This window comes from Paenibacillus sp. LRG-1 (assembly GCF_057220305.1).
In genome coordinates this window covers 2,078,649-2,095,740 of record NZ_CM170126.1, presented here as the reverse complement: position 1 = coordinate 2,095,740, position 17,092 = coordinate 2,078,649, and the positions used below count along the sequence as shown (strand labels likewise).

At 44.9% G+C, this 17,092-nt stretch carries 13 protein-coding genes; 4 read left to right on the top strand and 9 right to left on the bottom strand.

Annotation, left to right across the window (positions count from 1 at the left end):
- Positions 1-86: 86 nt before the first annotated feature.
- The 3 genes from ACUUJN_RS09425 to ACUUJN_RS09415 all read right to left on the bottom strand — a co-directional run bounded on the left by ACUUJN_RS09425 (position 87) and on the right by ACUUJN_RS09415 (position 6,520).
- Positions 87-2,393 (bottom strand): helix-turn-helix domain-containing protein, encoded by a 2,307-nt coding sequence (locus ACUUJN_RS09425; RefSeq protein WP_484669527.1) that lies wholly within the window; start codon positions 2,391-2,393, stop codon positions 87-89.
- A 300-nt stretch (positions 2,394-2,693) separates the two neighbouring features.
- Positions 2,694-5,246: a beta-mannosidase gene (locus ACUUJN_RS09420; protein WP_484669526.1), complete on the bottom strand. Its 2,553-nt coding sequence runs from the start codon at positions 5,244-5,246 to the stop codon at positions 2,694-2,696.
- Positions 5,247-5,452: 206 nt separating this feature from the next.
- A complete protein-coding gene (locus ACUUJN_RS09415; protein WP_484669525.1) occupies positions 5,453-6,520 on the bottom strand; it encodes a LacI family DNA-binding transcriptional regulator in 1,068 nt (355 codons plus the stop codon).
- Positions 6,521-6,800: 280 nt separating this feature from the next.
- Here ACUUJN_RS09415 and ACUUJN_RS09410 point away from each other — a divergent pair, with 280 nt between their 5' ends.
- Positions 6,801-8,492 (top strand): ABC transporter substrate-binding protein, encoded by a 1,692-nt coding sequence (locus tag ACUUJN_RS09410; RefSeq protein WP_023988087.1) that lies wholly within the window; start codon positions 6,801-6,803, stop codon positions 8,490-8,492.
- A 254-nt stretch (positions 8,493-8,746) separates the two neighbouring features.
- Here ACUUJN_RS09410 and ACUUJN_RS09405 read toward each other — a convergent pair whose 3' ends face one another.
- Both ACUUJN_RS09405 and ACUUJN_RS09400 read right to left on the bottom strand, forming a co-directional pair.
- Positions 8,747-9,307, bottom strand: a complete 561-nt coding sequence (locus ACUUJN_RS09405; protein ID WP_160789685.1) for a GNAT family N-acetyltransferase — start codon at positions 9,305-9,307, stop codon at positions 8,747-8,749.
- 59 nt (positions 9,308-9,366) lie between these two features.
- Positions 9,367-9,699, bottom strand: a complete 333-nt coding sequence (locus ACUUJN_RS09400) for a DUF2500 domain-containing protein (protein ID WP_484669742.1) — start codon at positions 9,697-9,699, stop codon at positions 9,367-9,369.
- Between the two features lie 356 nt (positions 9,700-10,055).
- On the opposite strand from ACUUJN_RS09400, the gene nrdI reads away from it, so the two are divergent.
- The 3 genes from nrdI to nrdF all read left to right on the top strand — a co-directional run bounded on the left by nrdI (position 10,056) and on the right by nrdF (position 13,672).
- Positions 10,056-10,415 carry a class Ib ribonucleoside-diphosphate reductase assembly flavoprotein NrdI gene (gene nrdI, locus ACUUJN_RS09395; RefSeq protein ID WP_053325185.1) on the top strand — a complete coding sequence of 120 codons (360 nt, stop codon included), beginning with the start codon at positions 10,056-10,058 and terminating at the stop codon, positions 10,413-10,415.
- Complete coding sequence (gene nrdE, locus ACUUJN_RS09390) at positions 10,402-12,486, top strand: class 1b ribonucleoside-diphosphate reductase subunit alpha (RefSeq protein ID WP_484669524.1); 2,085 nt, start codon at positions 10,402-10,404, stop codon at positions 12,484-12,486. The genes nrdI and nrdE overlap by 14 nt, the downstream gene beginning before the upstream one ends.
- A 220-nt stretch (positions 12,487-12,706) precedes the next feature.
- On the top strand, positions 12,707-13,672 hold the full coding sequence (gene nrdF, locus ACUUJN_RS09385; protein WP_025723500.1) for a class 1b ribonucleoside-diphosphate reductase subunit beta: 966 nt from the start codon (positions 12,707-12,709) through the stop codon (positions 13,670-13,672).
- 193 nt (positions 13,673-13,865) lie between these two features.
- Here the strand turns inward: nrdF and ACUUJN_RS09380 are convergent, their stop codons facing one another.
- From ACUUJN_RS09380 to ACUUJN_RS09365, 4 genes are all read right to left on the bottom strand, one after another.
- The gene (locus tag ACUUJN_RS09380; RefSeq protein WP_076294900.1) at positions 13,866-15,119 is read right to left on the bottom strand and encodes an MFS transporter; all 1,254 of its coding nucleotides are present in this window, start codon (positions 15,117-15,119) and stop codon (positions 13,866-13,868) included.
- Between the two features lie 156 nt (positions 15,120-15,275).
- On the bottom strand, positions 15,276-15,749 hold the full coding sequence (locus tag ACUUJN_RS09375; RefSeq protein ID WP_076294901.1) for a MarR family transcriptional regulator: 474 nt from the start codon (positions 15,747-15,749) through the stop codon (positions 15,276-15,278).
- Between the two features lie 160 nt (positions 15,750-15,909).
- Complete coding sequence (locus tag ACUUJN_RS09370; RefSeq protein WP_053325184.1) at positions 15,910-16,335, bottom strand: VOC family protein; 426 nt, start codon at positions 16,333-16,335, stop codon at positions 15,910-15,912.
- Positions 16,336-16,426: 91 nt separating this feature from the next.
- Positions 16,427-17,077 carry a hypothetical protein gene (locus ACUUJN_RS09365; protein WP_076294902.1) on the bottom strand — a complete coding sequence of 217 codons (651 nt, stop codon included), beginning with the start codon at positions 17,075-17,077 and terminating at the stop codon, positions 16,427-16,429.
- Positions 17,078-17,092: the final 15 nt, after the last annotated feature.

The following is a 17,092-nucleotide window of genomic DNA, read 5'->3' as shown; positions in this document are numbered from 1 at the left end:
CCTGTGCCGCAATAAACTAAATTCCGCCCCATAAACTGACGCGCTTTACTCCCCTTTTTAATGAAAAAAACAAAAAAGGCGAGCGCCTATAGCGCTCCCCCTGTTAATGAATCCTCCGGTTTTAATCTCAGCTTGCGATAATCTCCCGGCGTTACGCCGACTACCCGCTTAAATACCCGCCCAAAGGTAATCGAATTGGCATAACCAACCTGAGTCGCAATATGCTGAACCGTCTCGGTCGTGTTACACAGCATTTGCTGGGCATGATTCATACGGAGCCGGGTCAAAAAATCGACGAATTTCATATCAAATTCTGTTTTAAATAGATGACTAGCATATTTAGGTGACACATCAAAACGTTCACTCAAATGATTTAACGATAAATCCGGATTCGTATAGTGCTCTTCAATATATTGCTTCATTTCGCTAACCATAGCCCGGTAGCTTTTGGTTTCACTGGCGGCAACGTAAGTCCGATACACAGTGGTCATGTGCTCCAGCATTAGCGTATGCATCACAGCCAATGAAGAAGCAGACTCGACCTCACATTTCCATCTTTCTGCTTCCGGTCCGTTAAAATAACGATCCAGCGCCCCCGATACATCCTTCATCTCACGCATTTCCCGTTGCAGCAGTTCTTGCATCCACTGCATTACCGTTAAAATATCCCCATCCTTCAGCTTGTCTGTTTCCATTGCCCCAAATAGTCCTTCCAGCTGTACACGCCAATCGTGGCTCGCCAGCCGAAAAGAACGAATCGTCTCCGAAATCAGCGGCAAATAGGAGTATAATGGAATGTCATCAGCCTGCGGAACCTGTTCACTGGTTACAATATCACGCACTCCAAGCGTTAACCGGTACCGCAGAGCAGAAATGGCGGACCGATAGGAATCCTGAACATGCGCCAACTCATGAATCTGGCCGCCTATCCCAATCGTGAGCTGTACACCCAGATGCCCATGCAGCCACTCACAGCCTGTTTGTGCCATTTCTTGCAGCTTCACACCCAGTAAGCCTTCCTCATCATCTACCTCTTTCCGCAATAAAATGGAAATTCTTTTACGACTCATCCATTCTGCCCAGCCCTGCCATCCATAGGTAGCTGCTAGTTCCTGTACCACACCAAGCAACGACAGGCTTAAACGCTGATCTTCGCCCCCATGATCCTCTAAACGTCTGCTACCGTCTGCTGTCTGTGGCAGATCCAGATCGTGCAACTCTACCACCATGACAGCATAAACCAGAGTAACACCTCTCTTCCCGCCATCTGCAAAAGGAGAAAGATCATTCAGCCGAAGCTCTACCGTTTCGGTGCCTGTACCTTCCATAAGATCAAGGAACAGCTGCCGCCGCCGAATGAGTATATTCGCATGCTCCTGCTGTTCATAATCAATCGTTTGCCGAATCAGACTTTGCAACGCATGATCAATCATCCACAGCTCGTCCTTGTTGTTTTCCTCACCCGGACGGCTGGGCAGTTGTTGAATACGCTGCATCATCAGCTGAATTGGCCTGTAATTTCTGCGGGTCACATAAATAATGTAGATCACCGCTAATATAACAACAGCCAATCCAACTACAATCCAGACGTAAGAGATAACAGACACCCACTCGAACAATTGTCCGGCACGAATACCACTTTCAAAACTCCATCCCAGCCGGGGGGACATCAGATGAGTCAGTTGCTGCCCGTCCTCTGCTTTTACAGCATCTTTTGTACCAGATGCAGCTGGATAAATGGTTTGACCGCTAGCATCATTAATCACCAGATAGGAAACTGTCGGATTCGTCATTTGACCAATCATTTGCTGCAACGGATACACACCGATATTGATTACCAGCAGCCCTTGTCCTCCAAAAGGCAACGGGAGGCGCTTATGCATCGAAATCACACGTTCAGACGTATGTGTTCCCGGCTCCGTCCATTCCCGCACAGGTGACCACTGGCGATCCTCCGACTGAAGAGCCTGCTCAATATACGGATAATCACTGAATGTCGAAGCATCCTGAAGTCCACTTCTCGTTAACACCGTGTGATCCTTCGTTCGATAAATATAAACGGAATGTACCAGTTCATGATTATCCTTAAGCGCGCGTAGGCTTCCAACCAGCCCATACAGCATCGTGCTGCCACTTTGCGCCTGCCCATTCAGAAAAGAACTGTAGCTCTTGTTCGTCTCCGCCTCGCTTAATACGTCCATTTCTACCTTTGTCAGCGACTTCTCCACACTGTCCATCACAAATCCGGTTGTAATCCGATTCGCCTTTCCAGTTTCATTGCGCGATATTTCGTTTACAATCAGGAAGGATAAAAAAATGAGGATCGACACCGTTAACATAAAAATCGGGAAATAGGAAAAAAGCAATCTCCTGTACCAGCTCTTTCGCATCATGTCCTCCCCCTGCCGCCTAATGCTTTCATGACCCTCTCTATAGGGCTTCGCTCAACACTAAGCATACTCGTGATGTCAGTTTTAATGCGGATTTGATTATACTTTGAACCTATTCTACCAAAATTAGATGCTAAATAGATAGATTTCTTACAAATGATCTGTTATCACTTAAGTCGAAAACCCTCTTTTTGTTATGTATATTAACATTATGAAAACGCTCTACATATCATAAAATAAATTTATATTATAAAAAAAGCCTATCCATCATCTACTTAAAGACGGATAAGCTTTTACTTCTGTCTAACCTTGTATCCAATTGACCAATGAATGTACTGTCAATGTACCCGGCGCAGCTGTCACAAATGCTGATGAACCGTTGCGCAAGGCCAAAAATTCCACTGTTTTTGGAATACCGGGAGCCAGATCCAGATGGTTGTCACTGAAAATACCTTCCTGCTCTGCCGATAGCCACACGTGTCTAGCAAGTACATCCGAACACAGCATGAATCTGCTGCCTCCACTTCCCTGAATCTCTGTCACTTCAATTTTTGCCTGCGGTAAATCCATCTCTTTTGTGTCTGCAAAATAAATTTCACCAGAGGCCACCTGTTCACCATTCTGCGTCAGACGCGCGACCAGCATATGCTCCGCCCGCTTCAGGCCACTCAGCCATTTGTCGATAGGCAGTATATGTACAATTCCTGCACCGCCTGCTGGTTGCTTTACCTTAACGTTCTCTTCATGAATAGCCTGGCTGCTACGGATATGCAAAAGCGTCAGCCGCAGCGTACCTGATATCGGCTCTAGTGTATCGTTGACCAGATGCAGTGCCTTATTCCCCTGTTCTGTATCTGTTGCACTCAACAGCACATCGGCAAAGCTGCGCTTAGCCGTATATTGGAGCGCTTTCCAACGACCAAAATAGTCCATACTCGACCAGGAGGCAACGGGCCAGCAGTCATTCATTTGCCAGTATAATGTTCCCATGCAATAAGGCTTGTGACGACGATGCGCCTCTATAGCTACTTTCATTGCTTCTGCCTGTAAAATTTGGCTCATGGGAAGAAAACTTGTAAAATCCTTTGGCTCTCGCATGTACCGCTCCATATATTCTTTAATCAGACGATTGCCTGCGCTGTTCTTCTGATGTGCCAGCATCACCGCAGATTCCAGCTCCAAATCCTTTTCTTCCGCATAAGTACGAACGGACTTGTATTCTGGAAAGGACTGAAAACCATATTCACTCATAAAACGACCCACATGGACATGGTAATTCTCAAACGGCTCAGACGCGTGCCATACACCCCAATAATGAATATCACCTGCAGCTGAAGACCGATGGGCATGCTGGTTCCGATCTCTCGTCAGGTCAATCAGTGGGGAGGAGGGCCAATATGCTGTCTGCGCAGACCAAGTGTGTACCGCCTCCGGTAGAATCCGATGAAAGAGCGTTTCATAATCATCCCACAGGCGCTCCCGTTGCTCAGGTGTGTAGTCCTTTTTCCACCCCCAGCCTCCGTTCTCTTCATAATGCGCCCATGCAGAATCGATCTCATTGTTGCCGCACCATAAGGCAATGCAGGGATGATGACGCAGCCGCTTGATATTGTCCTCGGCTTCCTGTGCCACATTGTCCATAAAATCCTCATCCCCTGGGTACATGCTGCAGGCGAACATAAAATCTTGCCACACAAGCAAACCGTATTCATCACAAAGCTCATAAAATACGTCTTGTTCATAAATACCGCCACCCCACACCCGCAACATATTCATATTCGAGGCTGCTGCACTGGCAATTTCATACCGATATCGTTCCAGCGTAACTTCAGTGACAAAGCTGTCATTCGGAATATGGTTAGCCCCTTTTGCAAACACTGGAATTCCGTTCAGCTCAAAATGAAAGCTCTCTCCTGCTGCATCCCGTTCACGTACAAGACGGATGGAACGCAGTCCCGTTTTTACTGATTTTTCCGCAATTACAGCTCCTTGTTCTTGTTCCACCAATTCGGCCACAAACGTATATAGATACGGCTCCCCCAGCCCACGGCACCACCACAGCTTCGGCTTCTTCATCTCCAGCTCCAGCTCCACCGTCTGCTTCCCCTTCAGCAGCCGAACTGGCTTGGACCACACCTTCCCGTCAGCGGAAATACGCAACTCGGCATCTCTAATCTCATCTGCATTTTCGATCTCTACCACTGCCATGAGTTTAGCCCCTACCGAATTCACCTCGTCCTGTCGAATAAACAAGTCTCTCACGATCAGACCCGACCACGCTTCGATCCGGACCTCTCTCCAGATACCGCTCGTCACCAGCCTCGGTCCCCAATCCCAACCATAGTGGTAGGGAGCCTTACGTGCGAAAACGCTTACCTTTTTGTCGGACAAACCACCTATCTCGGACTGATCATTGGGTGCAGGGAGTCCATAACCTAAGCTTTCCAGCTTGGGTACATCTTCAGCAATCGGAGAACGAAAACTGATTTCCAGCCGATTTTCCCCTTGCTGAACAAATGCCTTCACATCTTGTCTCCATACCCGAAACATATTATTGGCTGACAAGACAGATTGACCATTCACTTTTACATCCGCGTATGTGTCCAGACCTTCCAACACCAACTCTACACATTGACATTGAAGCTGATCTGCATTTATCTCAAAATGGGCTTCATATACCCAATCCTGCTTATCAATCCACTGTACCTCCATCTCGTTCATACCGATAAACGGATCAGGAATTTTGCCATGTCGTAAAAGATCGGTATGCACACAACCCGGCACTTTCGCGCTGAGCCACTCATCACTTTGTGCTTCCCTAAACCTCCAGCCATCCAACCCTATCACATTAACCATCGTCACAAGCCTCCCTATAAGCATGATTGGGAACATCTGGATTCATCAGTAACATAACAAAAATAACATTAAGCTAACAAATTAGTCAATTGTTTTTTGGAACAAATGACAAAATACAAAATAAAAGTCGCCCTCTGCCCCTAAACAGGCTAAAAGCGACCTCCTTCGTCTCCACGGTGTATGGTGTCATAACACGTATCTGGACATTAACTATATGTGATTGTGCTGATGGAACGCTCACGGTCATCATTTTCCCGGCTGATCCGGGGTGCATGAACTTCCCGTACGAATAGCTCAGCATGTAGCAATTTTTTCTCGACAGGCGAGTCCGGGTTCGTTATGCGCCACAACAACTGGTCCACTGCACGCATTCCCAGCAATTCCTTATCCACTCTCACCGTGGCATAAATCGGCATTTGTTCATTCGTATCGTCAAACCCGGTCACTCCGCAACGCCTCGGAACGTCAATCCCCTTTTCTTTCAGCACATCCACGACTTGCGCAGCAGTCACATCATTAGCACATACAAAAACCTCAGGCAGTTCGTCCTCAGACAACTTGTCCATTTCCTCAGCAAGCGCCTGCGCTCCTCCGTGAAGAAGGGCTTTATTCTGCTGCAATTCTACTCCGCTCATTTCCAGTGTGGAACGACAAGCTTCCCAGCGTTCGTAGAAACTGTGAGCGTCATCAATATGACCCACAAACTGAAAGCGGGTATAGCCCCTGCACAGCAAGTCCTTCATTAATTCACTCATGCATGTGCGATTATCTGTAAACACCGTATCACTTAAAAATGCAGAATCCCAATGATCTACCATAACGACCGGAATACCCATCCGATAAATGTTCAGCAACAACGAAGTTGAAATCGTTCCTACTGTGATAATCCCTTTAATCGCCTCCGGGTTCAGTAGAGAAAACGTATCTTCAGTCGAGGGCTCCGTTAACGTGATCATATCCATACCCTTACGGTTCAGACGCTCGGAAATCCCTTCAAATACAGGCCCCCAGTACCTGGATTCCCTGTTCTGGTACCTAATATTCGGAAATAACACTAGCACGGTACCCGACCATTCTCTGGGATCTGTGTCCCGAGGCTCTACCCCTGTCATTTTGGGATGATTGCGAAAATAGCCCATCTGGGCAGCAAGCTTGACCAGAACCGCCCTTGTCTCTTCACTTACACCGGGTTTGCCTGACAGTGCACGCGAAACAGCGAACTTTGAAACGCCCGCCGCATCCGCAATTTCTTGCAACGTTACTTTTCCACGCATCTTCTCACCCAACCCTATTCGGAATCTTTTTCTACCTTAACCTTTCTAATACACGGGTGTACCTATAAACTGGTACCATCGTAGCATACTTTGTTTTAGATCATCAAATGATAGATTTGTACAATTCCACACCCTCCACCAAAATATGTTTGCTTAATAAAAAAACAAACCGCATAACAAACAATTATAAATAACTTGACGTGAGGTTTTTTATTTCCTACAATTTACTATTGAAAGCACTTACATTGTGTAAATCATACTTATTAAGGGGGATTTGCAAATGTTCATGAACAGGTCGGTACGTCAGAGCTCCATCCTGCTCCTGTCTTTGCTGCTGCTCGTTACAACGGGCTGTGCGAACGGAACAGGCAGTAAGGCAGAAAAGGAAGATCCTAATGACACCAGCCCTATTACATTTACTTTCTTTGGCGGTGATTCCAGCTCTAACTGGAACAACATGAAGGATGCTGTCGGGCAGGAAATTATCAAGAAAACGGGCGTTACGCTAAATGCTGAACATGCTGTCAATGGCCGAGGCGAGGAAAAGTTTGCTTTAATGGCAGCGAGCGGAGAGTATCCAGATCTCGTGTACCCCAAATCAGACATTGGCAAGCTGGTCGATGCCGGAGCACTCATTGACCTAACCGACCTCATTGACAAATACGGCCCTAACATTAAGAAAGTGTATGGAGACTATTTTAATCGTATTAAATATAGTAGTGAAGATCCAGCCATCTACACGATCCCGACCAATTTGGGTGTGGATCACATCGCGTTTGATGCACAAGCCGGCTTCGAAATCCAGCATCAGGCACTTAAGAAGCTTGGATATCCTAAAATCCGCACCGTTCAAGATTTTGAAAAAGCACTTAAAGATTATGTCGCCAAATACCCTACTACCAATGGCCAGCGAACCATCCCCCTATCACTTGATGCCGAAGACTGGAAAATTCAAATTACAGTGACAAACCCGGCTGTTACCGCTACAGGTGGACCGGACGATGGCGAATATTATATTGATCCTAAAACACACAAAGCCATTCTTCACTACAAGCGCCCAGAAGAACGTGAATATTTCCGTTGGTTGAACCATATGTACAATGAAGGACTGTTGGATAAGGATACTTTTGTGCAAAAAAGTGATCAGTATAAGTCCAAAATCGCCGCAGGCCGTGTCATCGGACTCATTGATCAGGAATGGAACTATCAAGATGCCGAAAATGCGCTCAAGGCAGCAGGTAAGGATGAATTCACTTACGCCCATTTTCCAGTCACTTTAAATGAGAAATACGAGGATCATTCCCTCCAGCCCATTGGCTTCGATACCGCATCCGGGATCGGAATTACAACCTCATGTGAAAATCCGGTGCGAGCTATCAAGTTTCTGGATTTTCTGGCCTCCGACGAAGGACAAATTTTACGCAATTGGGGAATTGAAGGCCAGCATTACAACGTAGAGAACGGCAAACGAGTCATTCCGGCGGATGTGCAACAACGTAAAAACACCGATAATGCTTCTTTTAGCAGAGAGTCAGGTATCGGTTTGTACTGGATATGGGGGCCACATTACGGCGATAGTGTAAAGGACCCTTCTGGCAACTATTACACAACCAATTATCCGGAGATGATTACCGAAAATTATAGTCAAGCCGAAAAAGAGTCCCTTCAGGCATACAAAGCCCAGACGTGGAAAGACCTGTTCCCGAACGAAAAGGATTTTCCGGTAAAAGAGTGGGGTGCTGCCTACAACATGCCTGTTCCGACCAATACGAATTACAATGTTATTTATCAGAAGTCGCAGGACATTGTACGCAAACGGATTCCTGAGGCCGTACTCGCCAAGCCAGATCAGTTCGACGCTGTGTATGACCGCATGCTCCAAGAGCTGGATCAGGCGGGTGTGCCAAAAGCTGAAGAAATCTACACTGGCCTAATCCAAAATCGCCTGAAACTGTGGTACGGCGAAAAATAGGGTTTGTCTTTTAATGAAATATTATAGGGCTGACAGACAATACTGTTCAGCCCTTCTACATACTTATCTGCAATAGCCCCTGTGGGTATCTCAAACAAAAAAAATACTTACAAAGAATACAACTAGCAAGAAGTTCGCACTCTGCAAAGAAAGTCCTTTAGCTAATAGAAAAAGGATGAGCGTAGTCCTCGTGATTTCACTCATAAAAAATTGAAGAAAGCTGACGGAGTAAAATAGCTTATGAGGTTGCACTCTTAGGATTCCGTCGCTTGCTCTGCAGCCTCGTATTCGCTTCGCAAAATCCCCATCTGAATAATGTCATAATATTGCCCTTCCCTGAATAGCTTTTCCCGTAGCCGCCCTTCCTCCTTGAAGCCGCATGCCAAATAGCAACGGTGTGCACGTTCATTGAACGCATAGACCTCCAACTCCAGCCGATGCAGGTTCAGCGTATGAAATGCAAATTTTTGTAACAGCCGGATCGCTTCCCGTCCGTAGCCTTTGCCCAGGTCACCGTCACGCCCGATCACAACACCAAGGGTGGCGTGCCGATTTACCCAGTTGATTTTGAATAAATCCAGTTGTCCGATATAGTCCAGTGTGTCTTTATGCGCAATGACAAAACCTTTGATCTCGGGGTTGCCGTCAATCATCATCTGCACAAAGGATTCGCTATTCACCTGTGAATGCGGGTAGATAAACACGTCGCTTAAACCACGTGTGATTTCCGGGTCATTGACCCATTTTCGGATAGCTGGTACATCTTCTTGACGGTATTCTCTCAATACAATTCGTTTTCCAATGATATGCGGCATCGTAATCTTCCCTCCAATTATGTATTTGTTTTGGCAATACTAACTCCCCGCCAACACCTTTATGCTTCCATTACTCTTACAAACTCCAGAAAACGTGTACCTTTATAATGAAGCTTCCCACGATCCCCGATCACAATCATACCAAAGTCCGTATCCTTCACCTCCAGCTCCATACGCTCACCCCCGTCAAACTCAAAGGTGATATAATAATATGTCGAAGCTGAAAAATCGCCTGATCCCCCACGCACTCTCGTCCGTTTATCCACAACCTTACATGAACGTTGTACCCGTTCGGCTGCTTGATTGGACAGGCCCGCTCCTATCGTTTTGACAATTCCCATCAGCTTCATCCTTTCTACAGTAAAATGTAAATTTTCCATTCTATTGCCCATTGACAAATCGTACATCTTCACCCTCAAAAACTCCAATACTTTTTTAACATACTTACGAAAAAAAAGTTCTTTCGCTCTTTTCCGCACCCCGCTTGGACTTATACCCGATCTGGGTCCGCTGATCCCCTCTAGACCGATTGACAAAACTATATATAGATATAAAATAGAGAATGTACTCTAAATATAGTGTAAAAAACGTATTTATGCCCGATATCTTGAAGATACAGGTATGAAAATACATGTAAATATAGAGTCAAAAATTTTAAATGGCACAGCCAGCAAGGGTTTCCAGCTATGATGGATCTCGGGCAATGCCGTTTTCTTTTTTCGTTAATTGTTTAAGGAGGTTGCATACCATGCTGATTGCATATGATTCCAAGACCGGCAATGTAAAAAGATTTATAAACAAGCTCAAGCTTCCAGCGGTTCAGATTGAGGAGCAAATGACTATAGAAGAACCTTACGTACTTATTACATATACAACCGGGTTTGGGCAGATACCTGAGAGGGTATCTTCCTTTTTGAAAAAAAATGCACAAAACCTTGTTGGTGTAGCTGCAAGCGGCAACCGTAACTGGGGTGAGAAATTTGCCAAAAGTGCGGATTTGATTTCCGACCACTATAATGTCCCCGTAATTAGTAAATTTGAATTATCTGGAACGTTCGGAGATGTAGAACGTTTTAAACAGGAGGTGAGCCGAGTTGCGGCATATTGAATTGAACAACATGTTGATGAAACGCGATACAGACGGCTTTTTCCAATTGGAAAAGGACCAAGAGGCTGTAGCGGAATTTATGAAGGAAGTTCAGGAACGGAGTTTGAAGTTTGCTGACACAGCCGCTCAAGTGCTGTATATGATTGAGAATGATTATTACGAAAATTTCTATAACAGCTACACGTCTGACGAAATTAATGATATTTTCCATATCACTCATAGCTATAATTTTAAATTTCCTTCCTATATGGCAGCATCCAAGTTTTATACCGACTATGCAATGAAGAGTAACGACCGTAAAGTCTATCTGGAACATTACCCTGACCGGGTTGCTGCTGTCGCGCTGCATTTAGGACGCGGTAACGCCGATACGGCACGCCTGTTGTCCCGCTCGATGATGGAGCAACGTCTCCAGCCAGCGACACCAACCTTCCTAAATGCAGGCAAAAGTCGTCGTGGGGAATTGGTATCCTGCTTCCTGCTCGAAATGGACGACTCCCTGAACTCAATCAACTATGTGCTGAACACTTGCATGCAGTTGTCCAAAATTGGCGGCGGTGTTGCCGTTAACCTGTCGAAGCTGCGGGCACGCGGTGAAGCGATTAAGGGTGTAGAAGGCGCAGCAAAAGGCATTATGCCTGTGCTGAAGCTGATGGAAGACGGCTTCTCCTACGCAGATCAAATGGGACAACGTAAAGGTTCTGGCGCAGCCTATTACAACATTTTCGGATGGGACGTGCTTGAGTTCCTGGATAGCAAAAAAATCAATGCTGACGAAAGAGTACGTCTCAAGACACTTTCTATTGGATTACTGGTGCCAAACCGCTTTTACAAGCTGGCTCAAGATAATGAACCGCTGCATGTATTTGCTCCTTACAGTGTGTTCAAAGCCTATGGAACGCATCTGGACGACATGGATTTGGATGAAATGTACGACACGCTACTTGCTGACGATCGGGTGAAGAAAAAAATAGCGATGAGCGCACGTGACATGCTGACGAAAATTGCCATGATTCAGTTGGAGTCTGGTTATCCATATATCATGAACAAAAGTAACGCGAACCAGGCACATGCTCTTAAAAACGTGGGTCAAGTCAAGATGTCGAACCTATGCACGGAAATCTTCCAGTTGCAGGAAACTTCCGAAATTACAGATTACGGACAACAGGATACTATCCGCCGGGACGTGAGCTGTAATCTGGCTTCTCTGAACATTGTAAATGTGATGGAACATGGTAAAATTCGCGAATCTGTTCATGAGGGTATGATCGCGCTCACTTCAGTCAGCGATATGACCCAAGTAGCTAATGCACCAGGTGTTGCGAAAGCGAACCGTGAAATGCACTCCGTCGGTCTGGGTGTTATGAATCTGCACGGCTACTTTGCCAAAAACAAAATTGCGTATGAAAGCAATGAAGCAAAAGACTTTGTCCGTACCTTCTTCATGACGATGAACTATCATTCCATCGAAAAGAGTATGGAAATCGCGAAAGTAGCTGGACAAAGCTTTTATGGATTTGAGGAATCGGATTATGCGACAGGCGTATATTTTGACCGATACCTGAACACAGATTATCGTCCGACAACTGCACGTGTGCAAGAACTGTTCAAAGGCATCTATGTTCCGACTTCAGCGGACTGGGACAAATTAAAAGCAGATGTGATGAAAAATGGCCTGTACCACGCCTATCGTATGGCAATTGCGCCGACTGCTAGCATTTCGTACATTCAAAATGCAACATCCAGCGTCATGCCGATTGTTGAGCAGATTGAAACCCGTACCTATGCCAATTCGACGACCTACTATCCAATGCCTTATTTGCAAAAGGATAACGTGTTCTTCTATAAATCCGCTTATCAAATGGATCAGTTCAAAGTGCTTGATCTGATTGCAGAAATCCAGCCGCACGTGGACCAAGGGATTTCGACCGTGCTTCATGTGAATAGTGACGTGACTACGCGTCAGTTAGCACGTTGCTATCTGTACGCCGCACACAAAGGACTTAAATCGTTATACTACACACGCACCAAAAAGCTGTCTGTGGAAGAGTGCCTCACCTGCTCCATCTAAAATATAAATGGTAACAAACTGTAGTATAAAAATTAGATTTTGAATAGATATGGATGCTTTGCATTAGAAGCTGTATCCAGCGTGTGGTTCAGACCTTTTACGGGACTGGACAAGACCCTCGCGGATACAGCTTCCGTATGTCAAGCATACGATGATTCGCCTGCACTATTTCAATATGTGTTTCCAGGGAATCTCGCAAGCTGAAGGGAGAATGCTAACAATGACAGGTATACAAGCTGTAAACTGGAATCGCTCGGACGATGATTTCACACTGATGTTCTGGAACCAGAACATTATGCAATTTTGGACGGATGATGAAATCCCGTTGTCTGACGATAAAATGTCCTGGGTAACCCTCAGTGATATCGAAAAAGAAGCCTACATGAAGGTGCTGGGCGGATTGACGCTACTGGATACCATTCAAGGCGGCGTGGGTATGCCGCAAATTATGGAGCATGTGGACGGACTGCAACGCAAAGCCGTACTAAGCTTTATGGCGATGATGGAACAAATTCATGCCAAGTCGTACAGTAGCATCTTTACAACGCTAGCTTCCACGGAAGAAATTGACGGTGTGTTCCGCTGGGTGGAAGAAAATCCACATCTCCAAACCAAGGCAGAAACCATTCGTCAGTATTATATGAATATCCACACACCCAAAGACCTGTATCTCGCTATGGCAGCGTCGGTGCTGTTAGAAAGCTATTTATTTTATAGCGGCTTCTTCTACCCTCTTTATTTGGCGGGCCAGGGCAAGCTGACATGCAGTGGAGAAATTATCGATTTGATCCTGCGGGATGAAAGTATTCACGGTGTGTACGTAGGTGTACTGGCACAGGAGATTTATGCAGAATTGGCCGAGGAAGAACAACGTGATCTTTACCAGACGCTGGTAGGCTTGCTCCGCTACTTGCACAATAACGAGGAACAATACACCGAGCAAATTTACACTCCTATTGGACTCGTAGACGATGTGAAAGTCTTTTTGCGCTACAACGCCAACAAGGCCATGATGAACTTGGGCTTTGATCCACTGTTTGAAGAAGAAGAAGTTAATCCCATTGTATTCAACGGTATCAGCACCCACACTAAGCAGCATGATTTCTTTTCTAAAAAAGGAAACGGCTATGTGCGGGCGATGAATGTAGAGCCGCTGACAGATGATGATTTTAATTTTGGCGTATAAGTACAAATACGTGAAATTAATTTAGCAAGGTGATACTATGAAGAGCCATCCGCATGCGGATGGCTCAGACTGTAAACAAAGTAGATAGTTTACATATTTCAGGATTTTGCAAAATTCGATTCCAGTCGCTCCGAAGTGCAAGATATAGACGAACTATACCATTTCGATCTATATCTTGTTCATTGGAAGTCGCTTATGGGATTTTTGCAAAATCCTCATTTACTTGCGTTCGCTTATATAAAACTGGTATTGCCGCTGCTATAAGTATCATACCCATAAAAGCGGGTGCGGCATGACCAAGTGATACATAGATTTGACCTCCAATGATAGGCCCAATCATTCTTGCTAAAGCCTGAATAGATTGACTACCTCCTTGAATCCTTCCTTGTTCACTAGAATCGACAGACTTGGAGAGCATCCCATTGAATGAAGGCCCAAAGATCGAATCACCAAAACCAAATATAAACATTCCAGCGATAAAAAGAGGATAGAATGAGAACAAAGTAGATAGCGCAATAAGACTGTAGCCTATAATCTCCGAAACCATTCCAAGAATTGCTATCTGTTTATCATTAAGTTTTATCAAAAGCTTTGGCATGATGAAACCTTGTGAAATGAAGTCTTGGAAGCCCATAATTGAAAACATAAGTCCGATTAGTGCAGGCTTCCAACCGAAGGTATCCATTGTAAATTGTGAAAAAACGGCCTGTAAAGATCCGTTGGGTATCCAAAGTAAGAACGCCGAGACAAGTAGCCTTCTTAAGCTTTTCATGGAAAGTATGTTTGCAAGCTGTGTAAGTGGATTCAGTCTTACAAAGGTAATCTCTTTCAGTCTATTATTCTTGGCAAGGCTCTCTGGCATAAAAAAGAATCCATAAACAACATTCAATAAAGTTATGATTGCTCCAAAATACATAGGTACAGAATAACCAAACTTGGCAAGTAATCCGCCTAGAGTTGGGCCAATGACAGTGCCTACACCTACAACCGCACTCACCCATCCAAAGTATTTGGTTCTCTGTTCTGGAGGAATGATGTCTGCAAAATATGCGAAGATCGTGCTTATGCTCCCACCTGTTATCCCCTCTATTATGCGTCCCACAAATAGTACCCATAGAGCTCCTCCTATGCCAAAAACCAAGTACCCGATTGCGGAACCCAAAAGGCATACTAAGAGCAATGGACGACGGCCATATTTGTCACTCAGAGCTCCAAGTATGGGGGCCGCAAAAAACACGCAGAAGGCATAAACAGAGGTCAGCAGCGTGACAACGATAGCTTGTTGTCCCGGATTGCTTATATAAGGCTGTACTAAGAATGGGACGACAGGTGCTATGATACTGAAGCCTATTCCGCAAAGAAACACAGAGATAAGGCCGAATATTAAAGCGTGTTTATCTACAATTTGTTCTGTGTTCTGTTCATGGTGTGATCTAAATTTGAACACTTAAATTCTCCCCTTAAAAATTGTTGTTTTGCTTCCTCGGAATCAAAAATATCGTATCACAGTTTTGCTTCCTCGGCAACAAAACAGTAGCAAAAAAAATGCAGCCCGTTCTCAATAGAACCCAGCTGCCTGTGGTTTGATTTTCATTATTCAAATTTATTCCGACTTAATATCTACACCCTGTTTCTTTATTTCTGCATCCAAATGCCTACTATACTTTTCCAGGAAGCTAATCATACTGTTAAATTGCTCCTCAGTTACCTGCTCAAATACAGCTTTATCCCGCTCTTGAAACTCTTTGTGCAGTTCCTCATGGATTTTATAGATTACTTTCCCTTGCTCCGTAAGCCTAAAATAGATTTCTTTCTTGTTATCCGGCTTCTGGTAGCTTTCGATAATGCCTCTTTTTATGAGCTTCTTAGTTATTTTACTTATGGCACCGCTAGTCATATAAAGGGACTCCGCAAGTTTTGTCACGTTGGAATCTACATTTCTTTCAATGTATTCGATGCAATGTACTTCAGAAGACTTATAACCCTTAAGACTGTCTTCCATCTTATCCTTATTAAGCCAAACCATCTTGTTATATAAGTCCCTGAAACCCATTATGACCTGTTCTTCTTTGTTCATGGCCTGTCCTCCCACCCGTTGGTGCATTAACAACATAATATAATATATTTTTGTTTCTATTTCAACAATAATAAAATCATTATTTATTCTAGAAATTGAACTATACGTAAAAAAAACGGCCAGATCGCTAAAGTAGCGGAATCGAGCCGTTTTCCATTTCTTAAGACCGAGCCTCTGTGAACATTTGAAAGGTGACACCAAACTTGTCTGTTACATTCCCATAAGCGGGACTAAAATGGGTTTCCTGCAAAGGCATTCCCACCTGTCCTCCTTGCTGTAGAGCATCAAACATTTTTTGAGCTTGCTCCACACTATCGGTTGTAATACAGATACTCACCTGATTCCCGCTGCTAAACGGTGATCCGGGAAAGGTATCAGAAAACATGAGCTCTGTCTCACCCACTTTAAGGGTAGCATGTCCCACACGTTCCTTGACCTCTGCGGGAATGGGAAAATCGGGGTTTTCCGGCATTTCCCCAAAGGTTTGAATAAAAAGCAGTTGAGCATCCAATGCCTCTTCATAAAATTCGATTGCTTCTTTTGCATTTCCATCCATCGTGATGTAAGGAATCAAACGTTTGGACATCTTCAACACAGCTCCTTTAATTCGAGGTGATTACCCAGCCATTTCTCCTGTATTATATACAAAACTTGTCAAGAAAAACAAATCTGTATTCTTAGCTTTCATGCACCTGAACGCCAAGCTGCTTTAGCTCCTTTATCGCTTCCGTAACGTTACGCTGTGGATGAAGCGCAGAGATCATCTGTGCAGTGACCGGAACGCCGTTGAAAATCTGGCTTACCACCCCTAGAGAAATCGGCAACTCATAATAACTTTCAGCCCAATCCTGATATTCCTCCGGTGTAACTATAATTTTCCCCAGCAAAAAGGATGAGCCATCGTCATACGCCTCGGGAATGTTCGCATTGCCCATACGCCACTCCTTATCTTCCGCTTTCCTCCACATACAAAAGGTAACGTCCTCCTTCTCCAGGGCTTCGTCTTCCAAAAGCTCCATCATATCATCAGGCACACCGTCGTACATGCCCGGCCAGACCTCATATTCGTCTCTCGCATGAGGACTTACAGGGGATTCGTGGTCAAAACCCTTCAACAGCACACCTCCACGCGTCCATAGCATATGAATCGTATCTCCAGCGCCGTTGTTCACCTCACCCAGGCATACATCACCAGACCATTCAGATTGCATACGATACGTGCGTAACCAATCTTCTGGGGACAATATAATGTCCAGCGCTGACAGCAGCATCATTCTGTCTTTTAAACCATTCGGCGTTACCTGTGCATCAAGCATCATATTCTTCATCATTCCTCCACCTTG

Excerpts from the sequence above, each read along its gene's own strand:
- ACUUJN_RS09425 (WP_484669527.1), bottom strand. The coding sequence starts at position 2,393 with ATGATGCGAAAGAGCTGGTACAGGAGATTGCTTTTTTCCTATTTCCCG.
- ACUUJN_RS09420 (WP_484669526.1), bottom strand. The coding sequence starts at position 5,246 with ATGGTTAATGTGATAGGGTTGGATGGCTGGAGGTTTAGGGAAGCACAA.
- ACUUJN_RS09415 (WP_484669525.1), bottom strand. The coding sequence starts at position 6,520 with ATGCGTGGAAAAGTAACGTTGCAAGAAATTGCGGATGCGGCGGGCGTT.
- ACUUJN_RS09410 (WP_023988087.1), top strand. The coding sequence starts at position 6,801 with ATGTTCATGAACAGGTCGGTACGTCAGAGCTCCATCCTGCTCCTGTCT.
- ACUUJN_RS09405 (WP_160789685.1), bottom strand. The coding sequence starts at position 9,307 with ATGCCGCATATCATTGGAAAACGAATTGTATTGAGAGAATACCGTCAA.
- ACUUJN_RS09400 (WP_484669742.1), bottom strand. The coding sequence starts at position 9,699 with ATGGGCAATAGAATGGAAAATTTACATTTTACTGTAGAAAGGATGAAG.
- nrdI (WP_053325185.1), top strand. The coding sequence starts at position 10,056 with ATGCTGATTGCATATGATTCCAAGACCGGCAATGTAAAAAGATTTATA.
- nrdF (WP_025723500.1), top strand. The coding sequence starts at position 12,707 with ATGACAGGTATACAAGCTGTAAACTGGAATCGCTCGGACGATGATTTC.
- ACUUJN_RS09375 (WP_076294901.1), bottom strand. The coding sequence starts at position 15,749 with ATGAACAAAGAAGAACAGGTCATAATGGGTTTCAGGGACTTATATAAC.
- ACUUJN_RS09370 (WP_053325184.1), bottom strand. The coding sequence starts at position 16,335 with ATGTCCAAACGTTTGATTCCTTACATCACGATGGATGGAAATGCAAAA.
- ACUUJN_RS09365 (WP_076294902.1), bottom strand. The coding sequence starts at position 17,077 with ATGAAGAATATGATGCTTGATGCACAGGTAACGCCGAATGGTTTAAAA.